The organism is uncultured Methylophaga sp. (assembly GCF_947259025.1).
Taxonomy (GTDB): domain Bacteria; phylum Pseudomonadota; class Gammaproteobacteria; order Nitrosococcales; family Methylophagaceae; genus Methylophaga.
Genome location: NZ_CAMYKO010000004.1, coordinates 446,086 through 467,557, shown reverse-complemented (window position 1 = coordinate 467,557; position 21,472 = coordinate 446,086). Strand labels below are relative to the sequence as shown.

Genomic DNA, 21,472 nt, shown 5'->3' with positions numbered 1-21,472 from the left:
ACGATTATGCAAGAACCCACCGTACTGCTTATTGATGATCACGCCATCCTCCGCGATGGTTATCAGCAACTATTGAATTCTGCCGGCTTCCGTGTGGTCGCCCAGGCCAGCAATTCGGAGGAAGGTTACCGCCAGTATCTGAACCTCAATCCCGATGTCTGCATTATCGATATCAGCATGCCGGGGGCCGGGGGACTGGAGTGTATCCGCCGTATCTGTTCCCGTGACAGCAAAGCGCGCATTCTGGTCTGTACCATGCACGATGATTCAACGCTGGCAATGCGGGCAATGGATATGGGTGCAAGAGGCTATATCACTAAATCCTGTCCTTCATCGGTCTTGATTGAGGCAGTCAGAACCATAGCCAACAAGGGCCATTACCTGAGTACCGAAATTGCCCGCGCTATCGCCATGGATAAGCTGGTTAACGGTGACCAGAAAGTCAGCGCCTTATCTCATCAGGAGTTTGCCGTATTCCGTATGGTCGCGGAGGGCAAGAGCATCAATGAGATGGCAGAGAGTCTGGCGCTGGCGCCCAAGACCGTCTCCAACTACAAAACCAATATGATGCGAAAGCTGGGCACCAGTAATCTGGCAGAAATCATCTACATGGCCCAGAAGTCTGGGCTAATCCAGTCCCCCCCTGCCTGACACCGCAGCTGGGGGAGTCGGGATATCTTTCCCGCTCCCCTTATGAATTGGGACAACTTCCCGCACCTTTTCAGTCTTCTCTCTCTATCCTTCGCTTTTGCAAAAGCAGCATCATGGCAATCGTGCTTTAAGCCGGGTTACGTATTCGGTGCAGCACCAAAAAGTCAGCTTCGGCTGACACTCAAAACAATTAGGAGGATATATGAGAGAAACGCATATTAGCCGATGGTCCAAAGTCGGAACTGCGCTTGCTGTTTCATCCGCAATTAGCATGATTTCCGGCACTGCCATGGCAAACGACAAACTGGTTGAGTTGCAGCAAAACAACGAAAACTGGGTCATGCAGGGTAAGGACTTCTCTGGTACTCACTACAGCACGCAAGCTCAAATCAACAAGAAAAACGTTGAAGACCTGCGTGTTGCATGGTCATTCTCTACCGGTGTTCTGAACGGCCACGAGGGTGCGCCGCTGGTAGTTGATGGCATGATGTACATCCACACGCCGTTCCCGAACAACACCTTCGCTATCGATCTGGATAACCCAGGCGATATCGTATGGGAACATAAACCAAAACAAGATCCAGCAGCACGTGCTGTTGCTTGTTGTGACGTGGTTAACCGTGGTCTGGCTTACTGGCCTGGTGACGAAAACACCCCTGCTATGATCGTAAAAAGTCAGCTGGATGGTCACGTTGTCACTCTGAATGCTGAAACTGGTGAAGTTCACTGGAAAGTGGAAAATGCCGACATCAGCGTAGGTCAAACTGAAACTGCTGCACCATTCGTTGCTAAAGACCTGGTTATCCAGGGTTCTTCTGGTGCTGAGCTGGGTGTTCGTGGTTATGTCACCGCTTATGACATTCACACAGGTGAAATGGCATGGCGCTGGTATGCAACCGGTCCTGACAGCGATGTCGGTCTGGCTGATAACTTCAACAGCGAAAACCCACACTATGGTCAAAAAGGCCTGGGTACTTCTACCTGGGAAGATGATGCATGGAAAATCGGTGGTGGTACCAACTGGGGTTGGTATGCCTATGACCCTGATCTGAACATGTTCTACTACGGTTCAGGTAACCCAGCACCATGGAACGAAACCATGCGTCCGGGTGATAACAAATGGACCATGACCATCTGGGGTCGTGATCTGGACACCGGTCTGGCTAAGTTCGGTTACCAGAAAACACCGCACGATGAGTGGGACTATGCGGGTGTAAACGTCATGATGCTTTCTGAACAGAAAGACAAAGATGGCAAAATGCGCAAGCTGCTGACTCACCCTGACCGTAACGGTATCGTTTACACGCTGGATCGTGAAACCGGTGATCTGGTTTCAGCCAACAAAATGGATGACACCGCTAACTGGGTGAAAAAAGTTGACCTGGAAACCGGTCTGCCAATTCGTGACCCTGAGTACAGCACACGTATGGGCCACCGTTCACGTGACGTATGTCCGTCAGCCATGGGTTTCCACAACCAAGGTTTCGACTCGTATGATCCAGAACGTGAACTGTTCTACCTCGGTCTGAACCACCTGTGCATGGACTGGGAGCCATTCATGCTGCCATACCGTGCAGGTCAGTTCTTCGTAGGTGCGAACGTTTGGTCTTACCCTGGTCCTAAAGGTGACCGCCAAAATGGTATCGGCTCTGGCCAAGTCAAAGCTTACAATGCCATTTCCGGTGATTTCGCCTGGGAAAAAATGGAGAAATTCTCTATCTGGGGCGGCACCATGGTCACTAAAGGTGGCGTTGTGTTCTACGGCACACTGGACGGCTTCATTAAAGCACGTGACGCTGACAACGGTGATCTGCTGTGGAAATTCAAACTGCCATCAGGCGCTATCGGTCACCCTATGACTTACACTCATGAAGGTACGCAATACGTTGCTATCAACTATGGTGTAGGTGGTTGGCCAGCGGTTGGTCTGGTGTTTGACCTGAATGACCCATCTGCCGGTCTGGGCGCTGTTGGTGCCTTTAAAGAACTGGCTAAAACTACCCAAATGGGTGGTGGTGTCATGGTCTTCTCACTTGATGGTAAGAGCCCATATACCAGCGACCTGAGCGTTGGTGAATACGAAATGTAAGCCTTGCTTACAAACGATTCACTAAAAGCTTAATCGTTGTGAAATCTGGCCGGCAGTCATCTGGCTGCCGGCCTTCCATCAAAGAGTGAAGCACCATGAGAATGAACATTCAAAGCAGCAAAACACTGAAATCAGCACTGAGCCTGCTGATTGGTACCGGCATCATGTTAAGCAGTTCAGCCAACGCAGCCAGCGACACTTTGCGTGTCTGCGCCGCCGCTGACGAAATGCCCTACTCAAACCAGAACCAGGAAGGTTTCGAAAACAAGCTGGCAGAAGTACTGGCAGAAGAAATGGACCGTGACCTGCAATATACCTGGTCAGACAAAGCCGCCATTTTTCTGGTCACCGAAAAACTGCTCAAGAACGAATGTGACGTAGTAATGGGTGTGGATCAGGACGACCCACGTGTTGCCACCAGTGATCCCTATTACACATCAGGCTATGCCTTTATTTATCCGGCCAATAAAGGCCTGGATATCCAAACATGGAAAAGCCCTGCCCTGCAGGATATGACGAAATTTGCCGTCGTCCCGGGCAGTCCCTCCGAAGTCATGTTGCGTGAAATCGATAAGTACGAAGGCAACTTCAACTACACGATGTCACTGATTGGCTTCAAATCCAGACGTAACCAATATGTACGTTACGCGCCCGATCTGTTGGTTTCTGAAGTCGTTTCCGGCAAAGCCGATATTGCTCATATCTGGGCACCGGAAGCCGCACGCTATGTGAAATCTGCATCCGTCCCACTGGAGATGGTGGTGTCAGAGGAAATTGCTGATACCGGTGATGGCGAAGGCGTTAAGCAACATTACCCGCAGTCCATTGCGGTTCGCAGTGATGATAAAAAACTGCTCAAAGAAATCAACAAAGCCCTGAAAAAGGCTGAACCAGAAATGAAAGCCATTCTAAAAGATGAAGGTGTTCCCCTTCTGTAAGCCTGGCTTGATGAACAATAACAGGAAAGATTTAAGACCATGACTGATACAAAACGCTTACCGAAAAAAACACGCACTACAGCTGCGGTGCTCCTAGCCTCAGTGCTGTCCATATCGCTGATTCCGGTGGTTCAGTCACAGCTGATGTTCCGTAACACGGTAACCGGTGATGTGCTGGATTTCTCTTTCGGTAAAAAAGGTAAAGAGACTGAAGCCGTCAAGCACTTCAAAAACACCGGCGAAAATCTCTACAACGAAGATGAAGAGGCCATTCACAATGGTGAAAGCCTGTTCATGACCGCCTGCTCGGGCTGTCATGGCCACCACGCTGAAGGCAAGCTGGGTCCGGCGCTGGGGGATGATTATTATACTTATCCCAAAAACGCTACGGACAAGGGTCTGTTTGAAACCATTTATGGTGGTGCCCGCAGCATGATGGGGCCGCAGTACAACAACCTGACGATCGATGAAATGCTGGAAATCATGGCGTGGATCCGCAGTGTCTACTGGGGTGACCCTGAAAAAGCGGAATGGCTGTCTGAAGAGCAGAAAGCCAACTTTACCCCGGCACCGATTCCGGATGACTACAAAGAAGCGCTGGAAAACTTTAAAAAATAACCAAGAGATTAATGGGTGATGCGTTGTCACCCTGATAACGCATCAATTCATTATGTCGTCGCAATAAAAGGAGAGAAAAATGAAACTCAAAACAATCGCAGTCACATGCTCTGCACTGATGATGATGTCAGGTGGCGCAACCGTGATGGCTTATGATGGTACTAACTGTGAAAAACCCGGTGACTGCTGGGAAGCAAAACCAGGTTTTCCTGAAAAAATCAAAGGTACTAAGTACGATCCTAAACACAGTGAAAAAGAACTGAATAAACAACAAACTGCGCTGGACGAAATGGAACAACGTAACGCAGAACGTGTTGCTAACTTCAAAAAAACAGGTAAATGGGAATATTAATCTATTCTCTCGCTGTGGTGACCGGCCTCTTGTAGGCCGGTCTTCCTTTTTCTAAAGCCCGGAAAGTTATATGAATCAGCCCGCTAATAGCCAGATTCCAGCCATGTCAGACTGGCATGATCTGATCGCGAAAATGGAACAGAGCATTAACCAGACTATCCTGGGTCAGGAAACCATCGTCAGACAAATGGTCATCGCGACACTGTCCAGAGGTCATATCCTGCTGGAAGGTGACGTTGGCGTCGGTAAAACCACTTTGCTTAAAACCGTCGCTGAAACACTGGGCGGTAATTTTGAACGCATCGAGGGTACCATCGACCTGATGCCACATGACCTGGTTTACTACACCTACATCGCTGAAAACGGCAAACCGGGCGTTAGTGCAGGGCCTGTGCTCAAACATGGCGATGCCCTGTCTATCTTCTTTTTCAATGAGATTAACCGTGCCCGGCCCCAGGTACACTCGCTATTATTGCGTATCATGGCCGAGCGCAGTGTGCATGCTTTTAATGAAACCCATTACTTCCCGCACCTGCAGGTTTTTGCTGATCGCAATCGTATTGAAAAGGACGAAACCTTCGAACTGCCGGCCGCAGCCCGGGATCGCTTTATGATGGAGTTGCATGTTGAACAGCCTAAGGCTGAAGCACAGCTCAAGGATTTGATGTTCAATACCCGCTTCCACGATGCCGATAAACTGGTCGACAGCGCTGATAAGGCGGTCGTGCCCTATGATCAGCTCAATGATGTGGCCGCATTAATACAGGAGCAGGTTAAAGCCAGTTCAACATTACAGGACTATGGTTTTCATCTGTGCCGGGCTTTGCGTGAACCGGCTGAATACGGCATCAAAATCAGTGATGTCGAGGTCGACAAGATGATTAAAGGTGGTATGGGGCCGCGTGGCATCAGTTATCTCGCCCGCGGTGCCCGCGTTAACGCCTGGCTTAATCAACGGGAAGCCATTATCCCGGAAGACTTCCACGTTATTCTCAAACAGATTGCCAAGCACCGTATCTTCCTGAACCCGGTTTATGACTATAACCGGGATGAAATTATCGACACCCTGATCGAGGCCGCCCTGGATAACGTCGCTTCACCATGAGCCAGTTGTTCGACTACAAAACGGCTGCATTGGTCAGCAGCCTGATGCCGGGTGGGCATAAAAGCCGCCAACGTGGCCCGGGATCAGACTTTTACCGCAAGACGCATTTTCTGGATGAGCCCGACCCTTCACGGATCGATCTGAATGCCAGCCTCACCGATCCTTTCGAAAACCTTCAGGTTCGTAGCTACCGCCAACGCAGCAAACTGGATATTGTGGTATTGGTCGATGGCTCATCATCGATGCTTTACGACAATAAAGTCGCTTTGACGACGCAGCTTTTCGACAGTATTTGCCGCTCCGTTGAAGCAGCTGGCGATGACATGTCGGCGTTTTTTATCAGTGATCAATTACGTCCACTCGACAGCACGGCATCTTTAAAAAAGGCGTTCAGCTCTGTCACGCCGGAACATAACCGGGCATCCGCTTACACCGACATTCAGCGAACTTTGCCCGGCAGACCGTCTCTGATCTTTCTGATATCAGACTTTCACTGGCCGGAGACACAGCTTCATGGCCTGTTGACCGCGATGTCAGCACATCGGGTTGTGCCGGTCATTACCTGGCAAAGCCGCGAATATGAAGACTATCCACTCTGGCGTTTCGTAGAAATGACCGATCTGGAAACTGGCAAGAGCGCTCTGGTTTTTGTCACCCGCAGCCAGCGCCAATTGTTGAAAAAGCGCTATCAGCAGCGGCGGGAATACCTGAATACCCAATGCCGTGCTTTCAATCAGCGACCGTTCTGGTTAGTGGATCACTATGATGCGGCGCAAATGAATCAATATTTTGCAACATCGGCCTGAGGCAGAATCATGAAAATGCGACTATTTTTCAGCGTGTTGGCAATCTGGCTGCTGGGCTCAGGCAGCCTGGTGGCTAATGAAGCAAATGCGCCAGCCAAAATTCTACAACAGGATCAGGGCCGCAGTTTTGGTGTGATGGTCGGCGATAAGATTCATCATCGCTTCCTGGTAGCCGTAGACGACCCTTACACCATTATTCAGTCCTCACTGCCACAGCCCGGTGACCTGACCTACTGGCTGGAACTGCGTGATATCTCAGTCACCAGCAGAGAGGCCGACGACAGGACCCTGTATCTGATTGATCTGAGTTACCAGACATTTTATGCGCCGCTTGATGTGCGGGCGCTGGAAATTCCCGCTATCCCGCTTGATTTCTCGGCCGGTGAACAGCGGACGCAGCTCAGTCTGCCCAAGTGGGAGTTCACCATGTCACCGATCAAGGAAATCACTCCTCGCGGCGTTGGTCATGACAACCAGGTTGAAGCGTTTATGAAGCCGGCTATCGCCCCCAGACAATTCTCCCTGAATGAACTCAACCAGCAGACAAGCCTGTTGGCTGTAGCGAGCATTATGATTTTGCTGTTGTTGCTGTGGCTGCAGGGTATGTTGCCCAAACTGGGTCTGTCACCATTTACCCGGGCTGCCAGAGAAATCCGCCGTATCAAACGCAGCAAGGCGAAGGGTGATGACTACCTTGCCTCTATTCAGGCAGTGCACAAAGCGATTAACAAACGTGCCGACGGTACGGTGTTTGCCAGTCAACTGGAACAATTTATTGAACAGTTCCCCCAGTTTGCCGGCTTAAAACCGGAGCTGGCTCGCTTTTTTGAGTTGTCCCGTGACGCCTTTTTTATGGATAAACGGCCCGGGGATTCAGTCATCAGTGACTGCCTCAATTTATGCCGCCAACTGGCTGCCGCAGATAAGGTCAGTGCCGTCAAATGAATCTGGCATTTTCACATCCCTGGTTATTATTGCTGCTGCCACTCTGCCTGCTGCCGCTGGCAGCCAGTCTGTTTGAGCGCAATGCCGCAGCTTGTGGCAACTTGATTGCCCTCAATACCGCCACCCGCTGGCTAAACCGGCTTATCCGGATTTTTGCCGTACTGGCCATTGCCAGCCTGGTCACCGGTATGGCGGGGCTGCATATTCTGGAACAGACCGTGACCCGCACCGGGCAAGGCGCGCATATCGTCTTTGTACTGGATCGTAGTGCCAGCATGAATGAAACCTTTGGCGGTAAAACACCGGGTGAAAACGAACAGTCCAAGGCTGAGGCAGCGAGAAGACTGTTATCCGAGTTTGTCAGCAACCGCCCTCATGATTTGTTTGGCGTCGCTGGCTTCAGCACCCAGCCGTTTTATATCAGCCCGCTGACAGAACACAAAACCGCAATTCAGGCCGCTATTAACAGTATGGAAACACCGGGTCTGGCTTTCACCAATGTGGCCAAGGGGCTGGGTATGGGGCTGAGTTATTTCAAGGATCAGCCGCACACCGGTTCGCGGGTGATTGTACTGGTATCCGATGGCGCTGCTTCTCTCGATCATCGGGCTCAGAAGACCCTCAGAGAGTGGTTTGAGCGCTATCGCGTCAGCCTTTACTGGTTTTTCCTGAGAACAGAAAACGGTCTGGGCATTTACAGTGAACCGGAGTCCAGCCAGGATGATAATCCGCGGGTCATGCCCGAGCGCCATTTGCATCAGTTCTTCAACACACTCTCTGTGCCTTACCACGCTTACGAAGTTGATACCGTCGAGTCTCTGCAGGCATCCATTGCTGAGTTGGATGAACTAGAAAGCCTACCCCTGATTTACGAAGAAAAAATCCCGCGGCAAAGCCTGTCACCCTGGTTATATAGCCTGGCATTTTTCAGCATTCTTTTGCTGCTTGCCGTCAAACTGCTGGAGAAAAAATCATGATTCTGCGGCGTACGCATATCCGCGCTTTGCTTATTCTGGTGTTACTGGTACTGCTGGTCATGTTGACAATGACCGTGCTGGAAAGACAGCGACTGTCGGGCATTAACCAGACCTGGCAGCAATTACAGACCGGGCGGTTTATTGATGCTGAAGATGTTGATCTGAGCCAGCCTGAAAACCAGTTTGCCTATGCCTATCATCTGCACCATCAGGGCCTGTTTGAACAAGCCGTCGATGCTTATGGCAGAGCTGAACGCGTGGTTGCTGCGGATAAAAAGAAAATTGTGCATTACAACATGGGCAACCTTTATCTGGAGCAGGCGATAGAGGTCGCTGAGCAAATGGGCGTCGATCGCGCCACGGCGCTGGCTGATGTCGCCAAGGACTTGTACAAAACGGCATTGCAGCAGGATCCCGAGTTCTGGGCCGCTAAATACAACCTGGAAGCAGCCCAGCGCTTATCCCGTGATCTACCACTGGGGGAGCTGCGTGAATCCGGTGGCGCTGAAGAAAGCTCGGAAGAACTCTGGTCCGCCATGCCTGGTTTCCCACTGGGTCTGCCATAGGAGTAACGACATGGCTCGACTGGTCAGCTTGATAGCCGCAGCAGTATTGGCTTTAATCGCCATAGTGATGCCGCCTTTGCCATTCCCGGCGAAAACCTATGATTTTGTCTATATGCTGGATATCACCCGCAGCATGAATGTACAGGATTACAGCGATGCCGATGGTGGTGCCATCAGCCGACTGGAACGCAGTAAAGCCGCCATGCTGGCTGCGGCACGCAGCCTGCCATGCGGTTCACGGGTAGGCCTGGGGGTTTTCACTGAGCGCAGTCCGGCCCTGCTCTATTCACCGATTGATGTGTGCAAGGATTATCCGGTGCTGGAAGCCAGCATCAATGAACTGGACTGGCGTATGGCCTGGGTGGCAGACAGCAACATCAGCCAGGCGCTGTATAACATTCTGGAAATCATGGCAGGCAAAGTGCTGAACGACACCAAGCTGGTATTTTTTACCGATGGCCATGAAGCGCCTCCGGTTAACCCTCGCTATGCACCGGATTACAGCTACCTGGAAATACTGAAAGACAAGCAGGATAGCTGGCGCAACGGCCTGATAGTTGGCGTCGGCCAGCATAATAAAAGCAAGATCCCCAAGTTTAATGAAGATGGTGTGCAAATCGGCTACTACAAAGCTGAGGATGTCCCCCATGCCAGTCGATTCGGACTACCGGCCGATCCCAGCAAGATCGAAGGCTATGTGCCGCGCAATGGCCCCTGGGGAACATCGAAAGCGGTCGGCACTGAACACCTCTCCAATGTCAGAGAAGAGTACCTGAAAAAACTGGGTGAGCTGGCGAAAATGAATTATCATCATTTGCAGGATAATGCCGGGCTGGCCAGGGCGATGAAACAAGACATCTTTGTTGAACGCCAGATACAACCGACCCAGCTGAATTTTATTGCTGCCGCACTGGCTTTACTGCTGCTGGCCTATTGTTACTATCCGTTTCGTGCCAAATGGCCATCAGCAAAAAGCGAAGCCGACGCTTAATGCTGATGTTCAGCACATAAGCTGGGTAAGACGGCAACAGCAAGGTCAATCTGAAAAGTATCCTGTTGATGCTCTTTCAGGAAAAACTGCTGAACGCGATAGGCTTCACGTTCAATTTCAATTCTGGTCTCACAATCAAGCTCAGGCTGATCCAGCTCACCGTTTTGATGCTGCAGAAAATGCACCATTTCATGCAAAACAAAGCCACGGGCTCCATGGTCGGTCTTGAGCGCCATCCGCTTATCATAAAAAATGGTTTCGGTGTCCTTATCGTAATAGGCGACAGCCGTACAGTAATCGGAGTCACATACACTGTTAGCCAGGGTGTCGTGACTGATGGCACTGATTTTCGGCAGCGAGCCCGGATCCGGATAAGCGGTCAGCGTGAGCGCCCAGACAAACAGACTTTGTATTAAAGCTTCCATGGCTTTCCTCCTGCACTCAGATATCTTCAAACAGCTGCTGCATCGCCTGCTCGTGGCCGATGTTCTGCTGCCTGAGATTGCTGTAATTGGCAGTCAATTCGCCAAAGACATAAGTCTCATCGACCTCGGGCAGCAAGGCTGCAAAGTCTGTTAACAAGCGCTCCTGATCGGATTCAATACCCTTATCCGCCAACTGCCGTGTCACCTGAACTAGGCGGTTCGTCACCACGCGCTTATCCTCATGAACGTGAGCCAGGACTTTTTCCAGCAATGCCTGGTAATAGAAAACATCCCGTTCGGGATCATGATCAGCGCGTTTCTGGTAGAGCGACAACAACCAGGCTTCAGGGGGCGTCGGATCAGCCACTGATAACATTTCCTTGGGTCTTTCTGCTGGCATGCCTGACTGCAAGTCTGCCGGGACCGGGGCGACAGCAGTATAGTCGCCATCATCTCGCTGGAAACCCGACTCAGAAAACTCATCCTCGCCGCAACCAGCCAGGCACAATCCTGCCAGCGTGATGGTGATAAAGGTGTATCGCTTCAATTTCATGGGCAGCCTCCTGAACACAGATTTTGCCCGGATATGTGAAATTCTTGTAAACAGGAAAGGCTTCAGATATAAGGCATATCTTTGTTTATCAGTTACTTATAAAGGTTGAGGCTGACAAATCCGCTAATCACGGGATTATTTCACCCTAAAATTAGTGACACTCCCCTTAGTGAAGGGGCTTGGCTAATCACCTACAGCGCTTGCTTAAGGCTTAATATCTGCTTTCAGGCGGGCATAAATATGTTCATCGTAGAAACGGCCGTCTTTGAATATAGACGTTTTAGCAACGCCCTCCAGTTTGTAGCCGCATTTTTCCACAACCCGCATCGAAGCTTTATTACAGTCGTAGATCGGGGCAAACAGGCGCACGATATCGGTCTCATTGAAGATCATCTCGGTCATCCGGCTGACAGCCAGCGTTGCCAGGCCTCTGCCCCAGAAAGGTTCGCCCAGCCAGTAACCGAGTTCACCGCAACGATAATTCTCATGCGGGCCACGAGCGACACCAATAATGCCAGCCAGTTGCTGATTGAACTCGATAACGCGGGTGATCTCGTTTTGACTGCCGGTATTCACCCACCAGACAGCATCTTCGCGGGTGTAGGGAAAAGGAATACGGGAAGAAAGGAAACGGCTTACATCGTAGTTATTGAGTAACTGATGAATCGCATCAATATCTGCCTCACAATAGTCTCTCAGGGTAATACGAACTGCGTCACGCATAAATCCTCGGATTCGACCAGGGTAGTTCTTATCATACGCTTTTCTGAACCTGACAAAGAAAAACGCCGGCAAAAGCCGGCGTTTCCCTGCGATCGGAACCTGAATTTACTTATCAGGGGTGAACTCTGGATAGGCTGTCATGCCGCATTCGTTGACATCCATACCTTCCTGTTCTTCTTCCTCGCTGACGCGCAGTTTAATGATCTTGTTAATCACCGTCAGCACAATAAACGACACACCGAACATCCAGGCAAAGGTTACTGCAGTACCGATCAGCTGACCGGTGAAGGTCGCTGCCGGATTAGTAAACATCACAGCAAATATACCCCAGATACCAGCGGTACCATGTACCGAAATCGCGCCCACGGGATCGTCGATTTTAAGCTTGTCCAGACCAACCACGGACAAGACCACGACCAGGCCACCACCAAGACCAATCAGTGAAGCGACACCAGCACTTGGCATCAGTGGTTCAGCAGTAATGGCCACCAGGCCGGCCAGCGCCCCGTTAATAGTCATGGTCAAGTCGGTTTTTCCAAACCAAAAGCGAGAAAACAACGCTGCGGCAACCATACCTGCAGCGGCAGCCGCGTTGGTATTCACGAAAATCTTCGCCACCGCATTGGCTTCATCCACGTTGGCGATCTTGAGCTCAGAGCCGCCGTTAAAACCAAACCAGCCCATCCAGAGGATAAACATACCCAGTGTCGCCATCGGCAGGTTAGCGCCTGGAATCGCATGAACTTCACCGTTTTTACCGTATTTACCCTTGCGCGGGCCGATAATCAACACGGCAGCCAATGCCGCAGCGGCGCCCGCCATGTGCACAACAACGGAACCGGCAAAGTCCTGGAAGCCCAACTGGTCAAGGAAACCACCGCCCCATTTCCAGTAACCTTCTACTGGATAAATAAAACCGACCATAAAGACAGCAAAAATCAGGAATGGCCACAGACGCATTCTTTCCGCCACTGCACCGGAAACAATCGACATGGTTGCTGCCGCAAACACAGCCTGGAAGATAAAGTCAGCCATGCTCGAATAATAAGGCGCCCCCTCACCACCGGCAGTGACCGCCTCAACGCTATTATCCCCTCCCAGCAGAAAATCAATGCCAGGAATCACCGAACTCACCGGGTCACCGGGGTACATCACGTTGTAGCCCACCAGCAGGTAGACAATACAGGCCACGCCGTAAAGCAGGGCATTTTTGTTGAGGATCTCAACCGTATTTTTACTACGGACCAGACCGGACTCCAGCATCGCAAAGCCAGCGGCCATCCACATCACTAAGGCGGTACACATCAGGAAGTAAAAAGTATCCAGTGCGTAGCCGACTTCAATCACCATCGTATCCATCTTCCACTCCTTTAAATTGCTTCAATACCGGTTTCACCGGTACGGATTCGGGTCACCGAGTCCAGACTGGTAATAAAGATTTTGCCGTCCCCGACTTCACCGGTTCGTGCCTGCGTCGCAATAATCTCAGTCACTTCATCCAGTCGCGCGTCGTCCACCGCAAGCTCAAGTTGAATTCTGGGTTGGAATGCCACCTTGTATTCCGCACCACGATAAAGCGCCGGGTGGCCTTTTTGCCGGCCAAACCCCCTGACTTCAGTCACCGTCATCCCCTGAACGCCGGCTTCCTGCAATGCCGAACGCACAACTTCCAAGGCATGAGGGCGAATAATGGCAGTCACTATTTTCATTATTGGCTCCTGTTGCTAAATAAGAAATTTAATTTACCCCAAGGAAACCATGAAAGACTTATGCCATTTCTTTTTTTATCTTTTAATCAATAACTTATTAGGTTTTATGGCGTAGATTGGGCAGGATTAATGAACTGAATAGGTGCAGATGAGGGTTTCGTGCGCCAGATTGGAACAGCGCCATGCTTAATCGTGATGCAAAATGAATGAAACACGCTGTCTGAGTACGGGCAGCACCTGTTGCTCAAACCAGGGATGCTGTTTGAGCCAGCGCCGATTGCGGGGACTGGGATGTGGCATGGGCAAAACACGGGGCCAGGAAGTATGCCAGTCTTTCACGGCATTGGTCACACTGCCTTTGTACTGGGGCAAGTGATACTTCAGAGCATACTGACCGATGATCAGGATCAGATCGAGCTTATTCAGATGTGCCAGGAGCTGCTCACGCCAAGTCTCAGCGCACTCGGGGCGTGGCGGCAGGTCACCGTTATTACCGCTGCCCGGATAGCAAAAGCCCATCGGCAGAATAGCTACCTTAGTGGCATCATAGAATTGCTCGCGATTGATGCCCAACCAGTTTCTGAGCTGGTCCCCACTAGCATCATCAAACGCCACTCCAGTCTGATGCACCTTACGTCCGGGCGCCTGGCCGGCGATTAGAATACGGGCTTCAGGGCTGAACTGTATGACTGGTCGAGGCCCCAGGGGCAATGTGTCCCGGCACAGGGTACAGTCGCGTATATCGGAAATCAGTTGCTGGGCTGTTTGCATCACAGCATTTTAGCAATGCGCGGATAAAGGGGGAGGAATAAAGAAGTGGTGGCTATGGGTGGATTCAACTCAAAGCACTACGTAACTGTATTAAATAGACTTACATTTAACACAGTTAAAACTTACCACCATTGTTACCACCATTTATCACCCTCTGCCTTGGCTTAATGCCATGCTGGTGTAGTCACAAATCAGATGATAGATTTGACACAAATATTTCGAATTACAGCAAGGATCGTTGATTGGAATTAGCCTTTGAGTCTAAAGAATTGCGTTCAATATGCGAAATTCAACAGCTAGGGATAGAAAAGTTCGGAGGGGAAATTGCACTCCTCTTTCGTACTCGCTTGGATGACATTGCGGCAGCAACTAGTTGGAGTGATATACTATTAGGTAGTCCACGAATAATTTATGAGCACGAATTCGGTGTTCACGTTTTCAAAATAAGTATTGGTGAAACCTCAAAATTAGTTTTTGTTGCCAATCATCCCTCTAATCCGCTCACAAATAATGATGAAATTGATTGGTCAAAAGTCACTAGAGTTAAACTCTTGAGGATTGAAGATGGAACTTAAAACTTTTACACCTGACTGGACCTCTGCTCCAGGCGACACAATTTCTCAAATTCTTGATTTAAGAAATATCAGCTTGAAGAGTTTCTCAAAGATGCTTGGGATAAAGCAATCTGACACTAGAAAGCTTCTTAAGGGCGAACATGAAATTAATAATGAGCTTGCACTAAAGCTCTCTTCGAACCTCGGAGCTTCACAAGATTTCTGGATCAATCGAGAACAAACTTATCGTTGTGATTTAGAACGTTTACGTGAATCTGAAATAGAAAAAAAACGATGGCTCGAATCCTTACCAGTAAGGGATATGGTTAAGTTTGGCTGGATTGAGAAGTCAACAAATTTTCAAAACAAAATTGCTTCTTGCTTAGCTTATTTTGGAGCAACCTCTATTGATAGATGGTACACAAAATATAACTATAAGTTATCGAGAACAGCATTCAGAACCTCAACTTCTTTCGACTCTTCTCCAGAGTCTATAGTTACATGGCTTCGGCAGGGCGAGATCAGAAGTCAAGAAAGAGAATTAAAACCTTGGAGTAAAGAAAAGCTTCAGGATTCTCTTGAAAAGATTAAATCTCTTTCCCGTGATAGCGAACCATCTAGCTTCATTCCAAAACTTCAGAATATATTTTCTGAATGCGGTGTTGCTTTGGTTATTTTACCTACACCAACTAAATGCAGAGCTAGTGGGGCTACTTTTTTTAATGAAGATGATCACCCTATAATGCTTCTAAGCTTCAGATACTTGTCTGATGATCAGTTTTGGTTCACTTTGTTCCATGAAGTGGGCCATTTGCTTTTGCATGGCCAAGATCGACTTTTCATTGAAGGTGATGGCTTCATCACTGAAGCTGAAGAGGAAGAAGCTAATAAGTTTTCAGAAAACACCTTAATCCCTCAACAATACAAAGACGAGTTCTTTGATTTAAACTCAAAAGATTGGAAGAAAATACCAAGATTCGCCAAGAAATTAGGTATCTCTCCTGGAATCGTTGTGGGTCAGATGCAGCATTACGAATTTCTGGATAAGCGATATTTCAATAAAATGAAAGTTCGTTACAACAGAGATGAAATAGCTTCTTTGTCCTAGGTATTACCCGATAAAAAGCTTGTAGACACGGGGGCTTTTCTGCCAATTACATAATGAATCTTCAAGTACTTGCATCGACATCGGGCCAAGGGTGAGCGCATCTCCGAGCTCTGTTATTTTTCCCTCATATTCTTGCTTAGTAAAGCCCGTGCCGAATAGCAATTTTGCCCCCCCTAGAGGCCCTGTTGAACCTTGCAGGTAAATATTTGGCGGTTCGATATGTGCCAAACCTACTTTTCCAAGCATTGTGAGGTAGTCGAATCTACTAGTCCTCCCAAACTGCTTTACTGCTGACATAGCATTGAACAAATAATCAAATAAATCTTTAGGGTCAGGTCCAATTTTAACTATCGCATCAGAAATCATTTCCTGGTGGTTTCCACCAACCCAATGAATATATGAGCTAAAGACATTGATTGGACTACCATCTGCATGTGCTTTCAATGTCTCAAATTTACGGTGGTTACCAAAAGCTCGAGTGATATTCGGATGGTTTTTCTCGTACCAGCTCGAGAATTGCTGAAAATTATTATTTATGTAATCCCATGTTAGCAACTGACCTGTTCCTAACATTGAATACATCTCTGACAGCATTATCCACTTTTTCGATTTATGCTTACCGGTGAAAGTGGATAAAAACACCAACCAGAAAGCTTCCTCTATTTGGTTATTAGCAAAATAATAAATTGCTGCTTTAATAGGGTCAAAAGCGTCAGATGTAGGGGCGGCACATACTGCAGAAATATTCCTCTGTCGTTGAGTGTAGACGAAATCTACTCTTCGAATACTGTCCAGTATCTGTTGTACAAAAACTTCTTGAGCAACCTGGTCAGCCACTCCGGGCATAGGGAGCGAAGTTTTTACTTTGTTTAACTCCTGATGCAGTGATTGCTTTAATTGTTGTTTTTGTTTGTATTTCACTAGCGACCTCATGTCTATACTCAGCGATCCAGTCTCTGATCGCATTTTTTACATTATTTGTAACACCAAAACTGCTTTGAATGTTGTGGTTAAAGCCAATTACTCGAACCACTCGCCCTAACTTCATTCCAGCAATCTCAGTCAACTCTCCTTCGAAAGCATATCCTTTTATATGGTTTTGATTAGCTCTTGGAAGCTTCCAACTAGGCATTTCTTTGCTGCTAATAGCCATACCTGTCATTTTTTGCATTGCTTGGATTACACTCATTCCATTGAGTATAAGAAGACTAATTGACGTATTTTTTAAACAATCAAATAAGTGAGACTCTGATAGTGATAATAGCCTCTGTCTTTGATTGTTACTGAGGCTTGTCCATTTTTTATATGTTGCAAATGGTATTAGATCTAAATGGCAAGCAGAGTTAATCATCCCACCATAGTAAGATGCCTCTAAACCTATCATTAAGTTATCTAGAGCTTTAAACCAACCATCATAGGGATTCTGCTCAAAATATAGCTTATAGCTGTCCTCAATCATTCGAGTATGATGAGCTTGGATTTGCCACCAACTATCAATACCTAAAGATCTTAATGTGTGAAATCTTCTTTTCTTTCCTATAAGTTCTGTGCCATCTACCTCCACAAACTCCCTATTACTTGGGTTTAGGCCCAAGGTAGCGATATTAGAGTTTGATATGTCACCAAAAACGGGAACCGGTGTCGCCCACTCTATGATTCCAAGCCCAGACACTTTCTCAGAATTAAGTTTATTAATTAAGCCTAATATAGATGTTTTCATTTAATTGTCTTTTGATGACTCGACTCTACTTCTGAAATTTCCTGACATAAACTTGATAGACATCATGCTCAATATCTTTCGTTATGGCCTCAATATAAGGTTTTGACTTTTTATTTGCGTAGACCAATAGGAGTCTGGCGAGGTCACTCCAGTAGGGATGGCTCTCTCTGACTTCATGGCGTATGTCATTGCCATTACGGCATTGTTCTTCGATTTTTATTAACCAGTAGATTGAGTCCCAGACATCTTGCATGGGCATTTCGGGCATTTGGATTAATGTCGATTGGTAGCCCTCTTCAAGGAGTTGCTGTGCTTTATTAATTTTCTCGTCATAAAGGTGCAAACTCCCAACAAAGTGTCTATAGACACCCAAATCAACGTTGAGAGCCCTTGCAACAATCTCTTGGAGCATTGTAAATGAGAAAATATCATGAGGAAGGCCTATATAAGCGTCATTAGAGCGCATATAGGTAATTAGATTTAATTTCTTATTTCTTATTAAAAATTGTAAGGTGCATGTGCATGGAATGTCTTTATGATAACTAGCGAGATCTGATGCATCGAATAATTGAATCACTGCTCTTCTTGAACTGGGTTTAGTTCTCAGTAGCTCTATGATGTTGTATATCTGATTTATGCAGCCTTTTGCATTAGTTAGACGTGGGCCATAAGCTCCATGAACAGTGACTCCATCATCAGAAGCCAATTCACCATAACTCGGCAAATAGTGCTCAATAAATGAGACTTCATTCGATCCAGAAAGGTACCAGAGCAACTCACCCAAACAGCTAAACAACAGGCTTCTGGTCTCAGTCCGGCTCAACCTGGCTAAGGGATTGCTCAACACCAATAATACACTGTTAAGCTCAATATTTTTGCCCTTGCTAGCCTCTACCTCTACTCCCTCTTGGAGAAGTTTTCTGTATACCTCATTGAGTAAGTCATCTAATGTACTTTCTTGTATTTCCACACATATAGTCCTTTATGCCCTGTGTAATATCTTTTTAAGTATATCAATTAGAAAAATTTATTATGGAGACGCTTAATCAACTCGATTATTTCGTGAAGTAAACTTCTTCTTTGCTTTGTCATTGAACACCTCTTGGGAGGTCATATTACCTCCTAAAATGGTGTCCGCGATCAGTGAACCACTACAAAACCCTCTTAGACTTGGCTACGTATGTTATCTCGCCGTTTTTTTGCATCTTTAAGGGAGGGATGCTCTAGGGTATGTACCTACAGAATGCTCTTTTTGTTTCCCATTGAAGTTGTAACGTACACGCCACCGCTTACCACCTTTGGGACTAACAACCAGGTAAAGGCCTAGCCCAGCAGGTAGTTTGTATTATTTTTCTTGAGGTGATGCATTGCGTATTTGGAGAACTGTAAGAGCCATAGTTGCCATCATCGATTTGATATTCACCACAAAAAATAGTGATACGTCGAGAAACTATCTGATAAAAACTGACACACCAGAAACACGAAACCCCGCATTTGGCGGGGTTTGAGAATCATGACGAACGTCTGGTGATTTATATATGGTGGCTATGGGTGGATTCGAACCACCGACCCCATCATTATGAGTGATGTGCTCTAACCAACTGAGCTACATAGCCGTATGAGAAGCGCGCCATAATACGATAACAACCAGCAAATATCAAGGCTGCAAACGAATTTTATAGCCAGTCGCTAAGCTGGATTCCGATGCCCAGACTATTGCTGTGTGCATCATAGTCGATCAGGCTCTCGCCATAGCCGTTAAACCACTGTACATAGCCGCGAACGCGATCTCCCAGCGGGAAGCTCCAGCCCAGCTGCACGGCACCATAGTTTTCGCCGAAATCGAGGTTATTTCGCAACATCAGCTCGAAGGTATGCTTATCCAGTTTGTAGAGCGCGCCCAGCTCAAAATTGCCCATGTATTCATCGATATCGGGGTTATCGTCATCTTCACGGTCTTCATTGATCCTGAGCCAGGGTTTGAACGACAGGTAAAGATCATCGTATTCAAAAATAAAGTCGGCATAGACCCGGTTCCAGCTACGAGACAACTCACCCGACTGACCGTTGGACTGGTGTGAAATACCGGTACGGATAATCGAGTTTTTGACACCAAACAGTTCATAATCATTGCGGAATGACAGCCAGGCTTCCGGCTCATGATTAGAATCACGGAACGGCGCCGAGCCTTCCTTGTTGAACTGCTGCCAGAAAGACCGGTTAGTGTATGCCACAAACAGATCGGCACGGTTATTAAACAGCCCGCGCGCTACCGGCAGTTTGAAACTGATCTGGAATTTGGTTTCCCAGGGCTGGAAATTAATATCGTCATCCGGATCAGCAGCCCTAAACGGGTCTTCGTTGGGTGAACTCATATTATTACTGAGCAGGATGTAGTTGGGCTTGTGCGGCAGCAATACAAAGGGGTTGCGAGCTTCTTTCTTCTCCAGAAACAGGCGTCGGGTGATGGCTGAGTCGTCCTCTGTTTCCACGCCGTTATCGGTGACCTCGATATCGACCGGCTCTTGTGCCGATGTCGCCGCCGCTTCGATATCTTCACGGGTCTCACCCGACTCACATAACTGGCGGATTTCGCCCACCGTCATGGTGTTATCGGCAGTTGAAAGCTGAGTCAGAAAGCACTGTTCACGGTCAGCATTTGCCTGGGCTGCCAACGACCAAACGGGTAGTAACAGCAGAGAGGCCAGCATGAATTTTGTCATAAGCGATCCCAGTCAAGGACGATGAAGTTTAACCTAACGTTATAACAGACCGCTTACACATTGAAACGGAAGTGCATCACATCGCCATCGGCAATAATGTAGTCCTTGCCTTCCAGACGCCATTTACCGGCATCTTTGGCGCCCTGTTCACCGTTGTATTCGACGTAATCGTTGTAACTGACCACCTCGGCACGGATAAAACCTTTCTGAAAATCAGTGTGGATCACACCAGCGCCTTCCGGTGCCGTGGCACCCAGTTTGACAGTCCAGGCACGGACTTCCTTGGGGCCGGCAGTAAAGTAGGTATGAAGACCCAGCAGGCTGTAGCCACCGCGGATAACACGATTGAGCCCGGGCTCTTCCAGCCCCATTTCTTCCAGAAAGTCGACTTTTTCTTCATCGTCCAGATCAGCAATCTCAGCTTCAATCGCAGCGCAGACGGGCACCACAATCGCGTTTTCCTGCTCGGCCAGCTTTTTCACAGCATCCAGCGCCGGATTGCTATCAAAGCCGTCTTCAGAAACATTGGCGATGTACATCGTAGGTTTGGAAGTCAGCAGTTGCAGATCCTTGATCAAGGCCTGCTGATCTTTATCCAGCCCCATCGCACGCACCGGCTCACCACCGTCCAGGTGTTCGCGCATTTTGATCAGTAAATCCAGTCTGGCCTTGGCGGTCTTATCACCGCTCTTGGCATCACGGGTAGCTTTGGTGATGGCTTTTTCCACGCTCTCCAGATCGGCCAAAGCCAGTTCGATGTTAATCACCTCGATATCATCCAGCGGCGAGATTTTACCGGCGACATGGACCACATTGTCATCTTCGAAACAACGCACAACATGGGCAATGGCATCGGTCTCGCGGATGTTGGCGAGGAACTTGTTACCCAGGCCTTCGCCCTTGGACGCGCCTTCCACCAGGCCGGCAATATCAACAAACTCCATGGTGGTCGGCAGGATTTTTTCCGGGCTGACCAGATCGGCCAGCTTATCCAGACGCGGATCCGGCACAGGTACAATGCCGACATTGGGCTCAATGGTGCAGAACGGATAGTTCTGGGCATCGATGCCGGCCTCGGTCAAGGCATTGAACAGGGTGGATTTACCGACGTTGGGCAAACCAACGATACCGCACTTGAATCCCATATC

At 48.3% G+C, this 21,472-nt stretch carries 24 protein-coding genes, 1 tRNA gene and 1 pseudogene; 13 read left to right on the top strand and 13 right to left on the bottom strand.

Annotated features, from left to right (window positions below):
* Nucleotides 1–6 precede the first annotated feature (6 nt).
* The 11 genes from Q0X64_RS05550 (at nucleotide 7) to Q0X64_RS05500 (ending at nucleotide 10,038) form a co-directional block, all read left to right on the top strand.
* Nucleotides 7–651, top strand: coding sequence for a response regulator transcription factor (locus tag Q0X64_RS05550; protein ID WP_297809631.1), 645 nt, complete (start codon nucleotides 7–9; stop codon nucleotides 649–651).
* 202 nt (nucleotides 652–853) lie between these two features.
* Nucleotides 854–2,740, top strand: coding sequence for a methanol/ethanol family PQQ-dependent dehydrogenase (locus Q0X64_RS05545; RefSeq protein WP_297809629.1), 1,887 nt, complete (start codon nucleotides 854–856; stop codon nucleotides 2,738–2,740).
* Between the two features lie 95 nt (nucleotides 2,741–2,835).
* Complete coding sequence (gene moxJ, locus Q0X64_RS05540; protein ID WP_297809627.1) at nucleotides 2,836–3,678, top strand: methanol oxidation system protein MoxJ; 843 nt, start codon at nucleotides 2,836–2,838, stop codon at nucleotides 3,676–3,678.
* A 39-nt stretch (nucleotides 3,679–3,717) separates the two neighbouring features.
* Nucleotides 3,718–4,296 (top strand): cytochrome c(L), periplasmic, encoded by a 579-nt coding sequence (gene moxG / locus Q0X64_RS05535; RefSeq protein WP_297809625.1) that lies wholly within the window; start codon nucleotides 3,718–3,720, stop codon nucleotides 4,294–4,296.
* 79 nt (nucleotides 4,297–4,375) lie between these two features.
* A complete protein-coding gene (locus Q0X64_RS05530) occupies nucleotides 4,376–4,648 on the top strand; it encodes a methanol dehydrogenase (RefSeq protein ID WP_297809623.1) in 273 nt (90 codons plus the stop codon).
* Between the two features lie 70 nt (nucleotides 4,649–4,718).
* Complete coding sequence (locus Q0X64_RS05525; RefSeq protein WP_297809621.1) at nucleotides 4,719–5,753, top strand: MoxR family ATPase; 1,035 nt, start codon at nucleotides 4,719–4,721, stop codon at nucleotides 5,751–5,753.
* Complete coding sequence (locus Q0X64_RS05520; RefSeq protein WP_297809619.1) at nucleotides 5,750–6,559, top strand: hypothetical protein; 810 nt, start codon at nucleotides 5,750–5,752, stop codon at nucleotides 6,557–6,559. Before Q0X64_RS05525 ends, Q0X64_RS05520 begins: the two co-directional genes overlap by 4 nt.
* Nucleotides 6,560–6,568: 9 nt before the next feature.
* The gene (locus Q0X64_RS05515) at nucleotides 6,569–7,504 is read left to right on the top strand and encodes a hypothetical protein (protein WP_297809617.1); all 936 of its coding nucleotides are present in this window, start codon (nucleotides 6,569–6,571) and stop codon (nucleotides 7,502–7,504) included.
* A complete protein-coding gene (locus Q0X64_RS05510; RefSeq protein ID WP_297809616.1) occupies nucleotides 7,501–8,481 on the top strand; it encodes a vWA domain-containing protein in 981 nt (326 codons plus the stop codon). The genes Q0X64_RS05515 and Q0X64_RS05510 overlap by 4 nt, the downstream gene beginning before the upstream one ends.
* Nucleotides 8,478–9,047, top strand: coding sequence for an MxaK protein (locus Q0X64_RS05505; protein WP_297809614.1), 570 nt, complete (start codon nucleotides 8,478–8,480; stop codon nucleotides 9,045–9,047). The genes Q0X64_RS05510 and Q0X64_RS05505 overlap by 4 nt, the downstream gene beginning before the upstream one ends.
* 10 nt (nucleotides 9,048–9,057) lie before the next feature.
* Nucleotides 9,058–10,038, top strand: coding sequence for a vWA domain-containing protein (locus tag Q0X64_RS05500; RefSeq protein WP_297809612.1), 981 nt, complete (start codon nucleotides 9,058–9,060; stop codon nucleotides 10,036–10,038).
* Here Q0X64_RS05500 and Q0X64_RS05495 read toward each other — a convergent pair.
* From Q0X64_RS05495 to Q0X64_RS05470, 6 genes are all read right to left on the bottom strand, one after another.
* Nucleotides 10,035–10,463 carry a DUF6647 family protein gene (locus Q0X64_RS05495; protein ID WP_297809610.1) on the bottom strand — a complete coding sequence of 143 codons (429 nt, stop codon included), beginning with the start codon at nucleotides 10,461–10,463 and terminating at the stop codon, nucleotides 10,035–10,037. The genes Q0X64_RS05500 and Q0X64_RS05495 overlap by 4 nt on opposite strands.
* A 16-nt stretch (nucleotides 10,464–10,479) precedes the next feature.
* Nucleotides 10,480–11,016: a hypothetical protein gene (locus tag Q0X64_RS05490; protein WP_297809608.1), complete on the bottom strand. Its 537-nt coding sequence runs from the start codon at nucleotides 11,014–11,016 to the stop codon at nucleotides 10,480–10,482.
* Between the two features lie 204 nt (nucleotides 11,017–11,220).
* Nucleotides 11,221–11,739 (bottom strand): GNAT family protein, encoded by a 519-nt coding sequence (locus Q0X64_RS05485; protein WP_297809606.1) that lies wholly within the window; start codon nucleotides 11,737–11,739, stop codon nucleotides 11,221–11,223.
* 105 nt (nucleotides 11,740–11,844) lie between these two features.
* Nucleotides 11,845–13,098 (bottom strand): ammonium transporter, encoded by a 1,254-nt coding sequence (locus tag Q0X64_RS05480; protein WP_297809604.1) that lies wholly within the window; start codon nucleotides 13,096–13,098, stop codon nucleotides 11,845–11,847.
* Between the two features lie 11 nt (nucleotides 13,099–13,109).
* On the bottom strand, nucleotides 13,110–13,448 hold the full coding sequence (locus tag Q0X64_RS05475) for a P-II family nitrogen regulator (RefSeq protein ID WP_297809602.1): 339 nt from the start codon (nucleotides 13,446–13,448) through the stop codon (nucleotides 13,110–13,112).
* A gap of 186 nt (nucleotides 13,449–13,634) precedes the next feature.
* The gene (locus Q0X64_RS05470; RefSeq protein ID WP_297809888.1) at nucleotides 13,635–14,219 is read right to left on the bottom strand and encodes a uracil-DNA glycosylase family protein; all 585 of its coding nucleotides are present in this window, start codon (nucleotides 14,217–14,219) and stop codon (nucleotides 13,635–13,637) included.
* Between the two features lie 242 nt (nucleotides 14,220–14,461).
* On the opposite strand from Q0X64_RS05470, the gene Q0X64_RS05465 reads away from it, so the two are divergent.
* Both Q0X64_RS05465 and Q0X64_RS05460 read left to right on the top strand, forming a co-directional pair.
* A complete protein-coding gene (locus Q0X64_RS05465; protein ID WP_297809600.1) occupies nucleotides 14,462–14,794 on the top strand; it encodes a hypothetical protein in 333 nt (110 codons plus the stop codon).
* Nucleotides 14,784–15,881 carry an ImmA/IrrE family metallo-endopeptidase gene (locus Q0X64_RS05460; RefSeq protein WP_297809599.1) on the top strand — a complete coding sequence of 366 codons (1,098 nt, stop codon included), beginning with the start codon at nucleotides 14,784–14,786 and terminating at the stop codon, nucleotides 15,879–15,881. Before Q0X64_RS05465 ends, Q0X64_RS05460 begins: the two co-directional genes overlap by 11 nt.
* A 3-nt stretch (nucleotides 15,882–15,884) precedes the next feature.
* Here the strand turns inward: Q0X64_RS05460 and Q0X64_RS05455 are convergent, their stop codons facing one another.
* The 7 genes and pseudogenes from Q0X64_RS05455 to ychF all read right to left on the bottom strand — a co-directional run bounded on the left by Q0X64_RS05455 (nucleotide 15,885) and on the right by ychF (nucleotide 21,469).
* Nucleotides 15,885–16,802, bottom strand: coding sequence for a hypothetical protein (locus Q0X64_RS05455; protein WP_297809597.1), 918 nt, complete (start codon nucleotides 16,800–16,802; stop codon nucleotides 15,885–15,887).
* Complete coding sequence (locus Q0X64_RS05450; protein ID WP_297809595.1) at nucleotides 16,711–17,601, bottom strand: hypothetical protein; 891 nt, start codon at nucleotides 17,599–17,601, stop codon at nucleotides 16,711–16,713. Before Q0X64_RS05450 ends, Q0X64_RS05455 begins: the two co-directional genes overlap by 92 nt.
* Before the next feature lie 25 nt (nucleotides 17,602–17,626).
* Nucleotides 17,627–18,571 (bottom strand): thymidylate synthase, encoded by a 945-nt coding sequence (locus tag Q0X64_RS05445; protein ID WP_297809593.1) that lies wholly within the window; start codon nucleotides 18,569–18,571, stop codon nucleotides 17,627–17,629.
* 237 nt (nucleotides 18,572–18,808) lie between these two features.
* A pseudogene (locus Q0X64_RS13345) lies at nucleotides 18,809–18,928 on the bottom strand (Arm DNA-binding domain-containing protein); the annotation flags it as partial.
* Between the two features lie 212 nt (nucleotides 18,929–19,140).
* Nucleotides 19,141–19,217: transfer RNA gene (locus Q0X64_RS05440), tRNA-Met, on the bottom strand.
* Between the two features lie 60 nt (nucleotides 19,218–19,277).
* Entirely contained in the window at nucleotides 19,278–20,324 is a 1,047-nt protein-coding gene (locus Q0X64_RS05435) for a phospholipase A (protein ID WP_297809592.1), read from the bottom strand.
* Between the two features lie 53 nt (nucleotides 20,325–20,377).
* On the bottom strand, nucleotides 20,378–21,469 hold the full coding sequence (gene ychF, locus Q0X64_RS05430) for a redox-regulated ATPase YchF (RefSeq protein WP_297809590.1): 1,092 nt from the start codon (nucleotides 21,467–21,469) through the stop codon (nucleotides 20,378–20,380).
* Nucleotides 21,470–21,472: the final 3 nt, after the last annotated feature.

Coding starts and splice junctions, on each gene's coding strand:
- Q0X64_RS05435 (WP_297809592.1), bottom strand. CDS start 20,324: ATGACAAAATTCATGCTGGCCTCTCTGCTGTTACTACCCGTTTGGTCG.
- Q0X64_RS05475 (WP_297809602.1), bottom strand. CDS start 13,448: ATGAAAATAGTGACTGCCATTATTCGCCCTCATGCCTTGGAAGTTGTG.
- Q0X64_RS05520 (WP_297809619.1), top strand. CDS start 5,750: ATGAGCCAGTTGTTCGACTACAAAACGGCTGCATTGGTCAGCAGCCTG.
- Q0X64_RS05530 (WP_297809623.1), top strand. CDS start 4,376: ATGAAACTCAAAACAATCGCAGTCACATGCTCTGCACTGATGATGATG.
- moxJ (WP_297809627.1), top strand. CDS start 2,836: ATGAGAATGAACATTCAAAGCAGCAAAACACTGAAATCAGCACTGAGC.
- Q0X64_RS05550 (WP_297809631.1), top strand. CDS start 7: ATGCAAGAACCCACCGTACTGCTTATTGATGATCACGCCATCCTCCGC.
- Q0X64_RS05490 (WP_297809608.1), bottom strand. CDS start 11,016: ATGAAATTGAAGCGATACACCTTTATCACCATCACGCTGGCAGGATTG.
- Q0X64_RS05460 (WP_297809599.1), top strand. CDS start 14,784: ATGGAACTTAAAACTTTTACACCTGACTGGACCTCTGCTCCAGGCGAC.
- Q0X64_RS05500 (WP_297809612.1), top strand. CDS start 9,058: ATGGCTCGACTGGTCAGCTTGATAGCCGCAGCAGTATTGGCTTTAATC.
- Q0X64_RS05505 (WP_297809614.1), top strand. CDS start 8,478: ATGATTCTGCGGCGTACGCATATCCGCGCTTTGCTTATTCTGGTGTTA.
- Q0X64_RS05510 (WP_297809616.1), top strand. CDS start 7,501: ATGAATCTGGCATTTTCACATCCCTGGTTATTATTGCTGCTGCCACTC.
- ychF (WP_297809590.1), bottom strand. CDS start 21,469: ATGGGATTCAAGTGCGGTATCGTTGGTTTGCCCAACGTCGGTAAATCC.
- Q0X64_RS05545 (WP_297809629.1), top strand. CDS start 854: ATGAGAGAAACGCATATTAGCCGATGGTCCAAAGTCGGAACTGCGCTT.
- Q0X64_RS05480 (WP_297809604.1), bottom strand. CDS start 13,098: ATGGATACGATGGTGATTGAAGTCGGCTACGCACTGGATACTTTTTAC.
- Q0X64_RS05470 (WP_297809888.1), bottom strand. CDS start 14,219: ATGCAAACAGCCCAGCAACTGATTTCCGATATACGCGACTGTACCCTG.
- Q0X64_RS05525 (WP_297809621.1), top strand. CDS start 4,719: ATGAATCAGCCCGCTAATAGCCAGATTCCAGCCATGTCAGACTGGCAT.
- moxG (WP_297809625.1), top strand. CDS start 3,718: ATGACTGATACAAAACGCTTACCGAAAAAAACACGCACTACAGCTGCG.
- Q0X64_RS05450 (WP_297809595.1), bottom strand. CDS start 17,601: ATGAAAACATCTATATTAGGCTTAATTAATAAACTTAATTCTGAGAAA.
- Q0X64_RS05485 (WP_297809606.1), bottom strand. CDS start 11,739: ATGCGTGACGCAGTTCGTATTACCCTGAGAGACTATTGTGAGGCAGAT.
- Q0X64_RS05495 (WP_297809610.1), bottom strand. CDS start 10,463: ATGGAAGCTTTAATACAAAGTCTGTTTGTCTGGGCGCTCACGCTGACC.
- Q0X64_RS05515 (WP_297809617.1), top strand. CDS start 6,569: ATGAAAATGCGACTATTTTTCAGCGTGTTGGCAATCTGGCTGCTGGGC.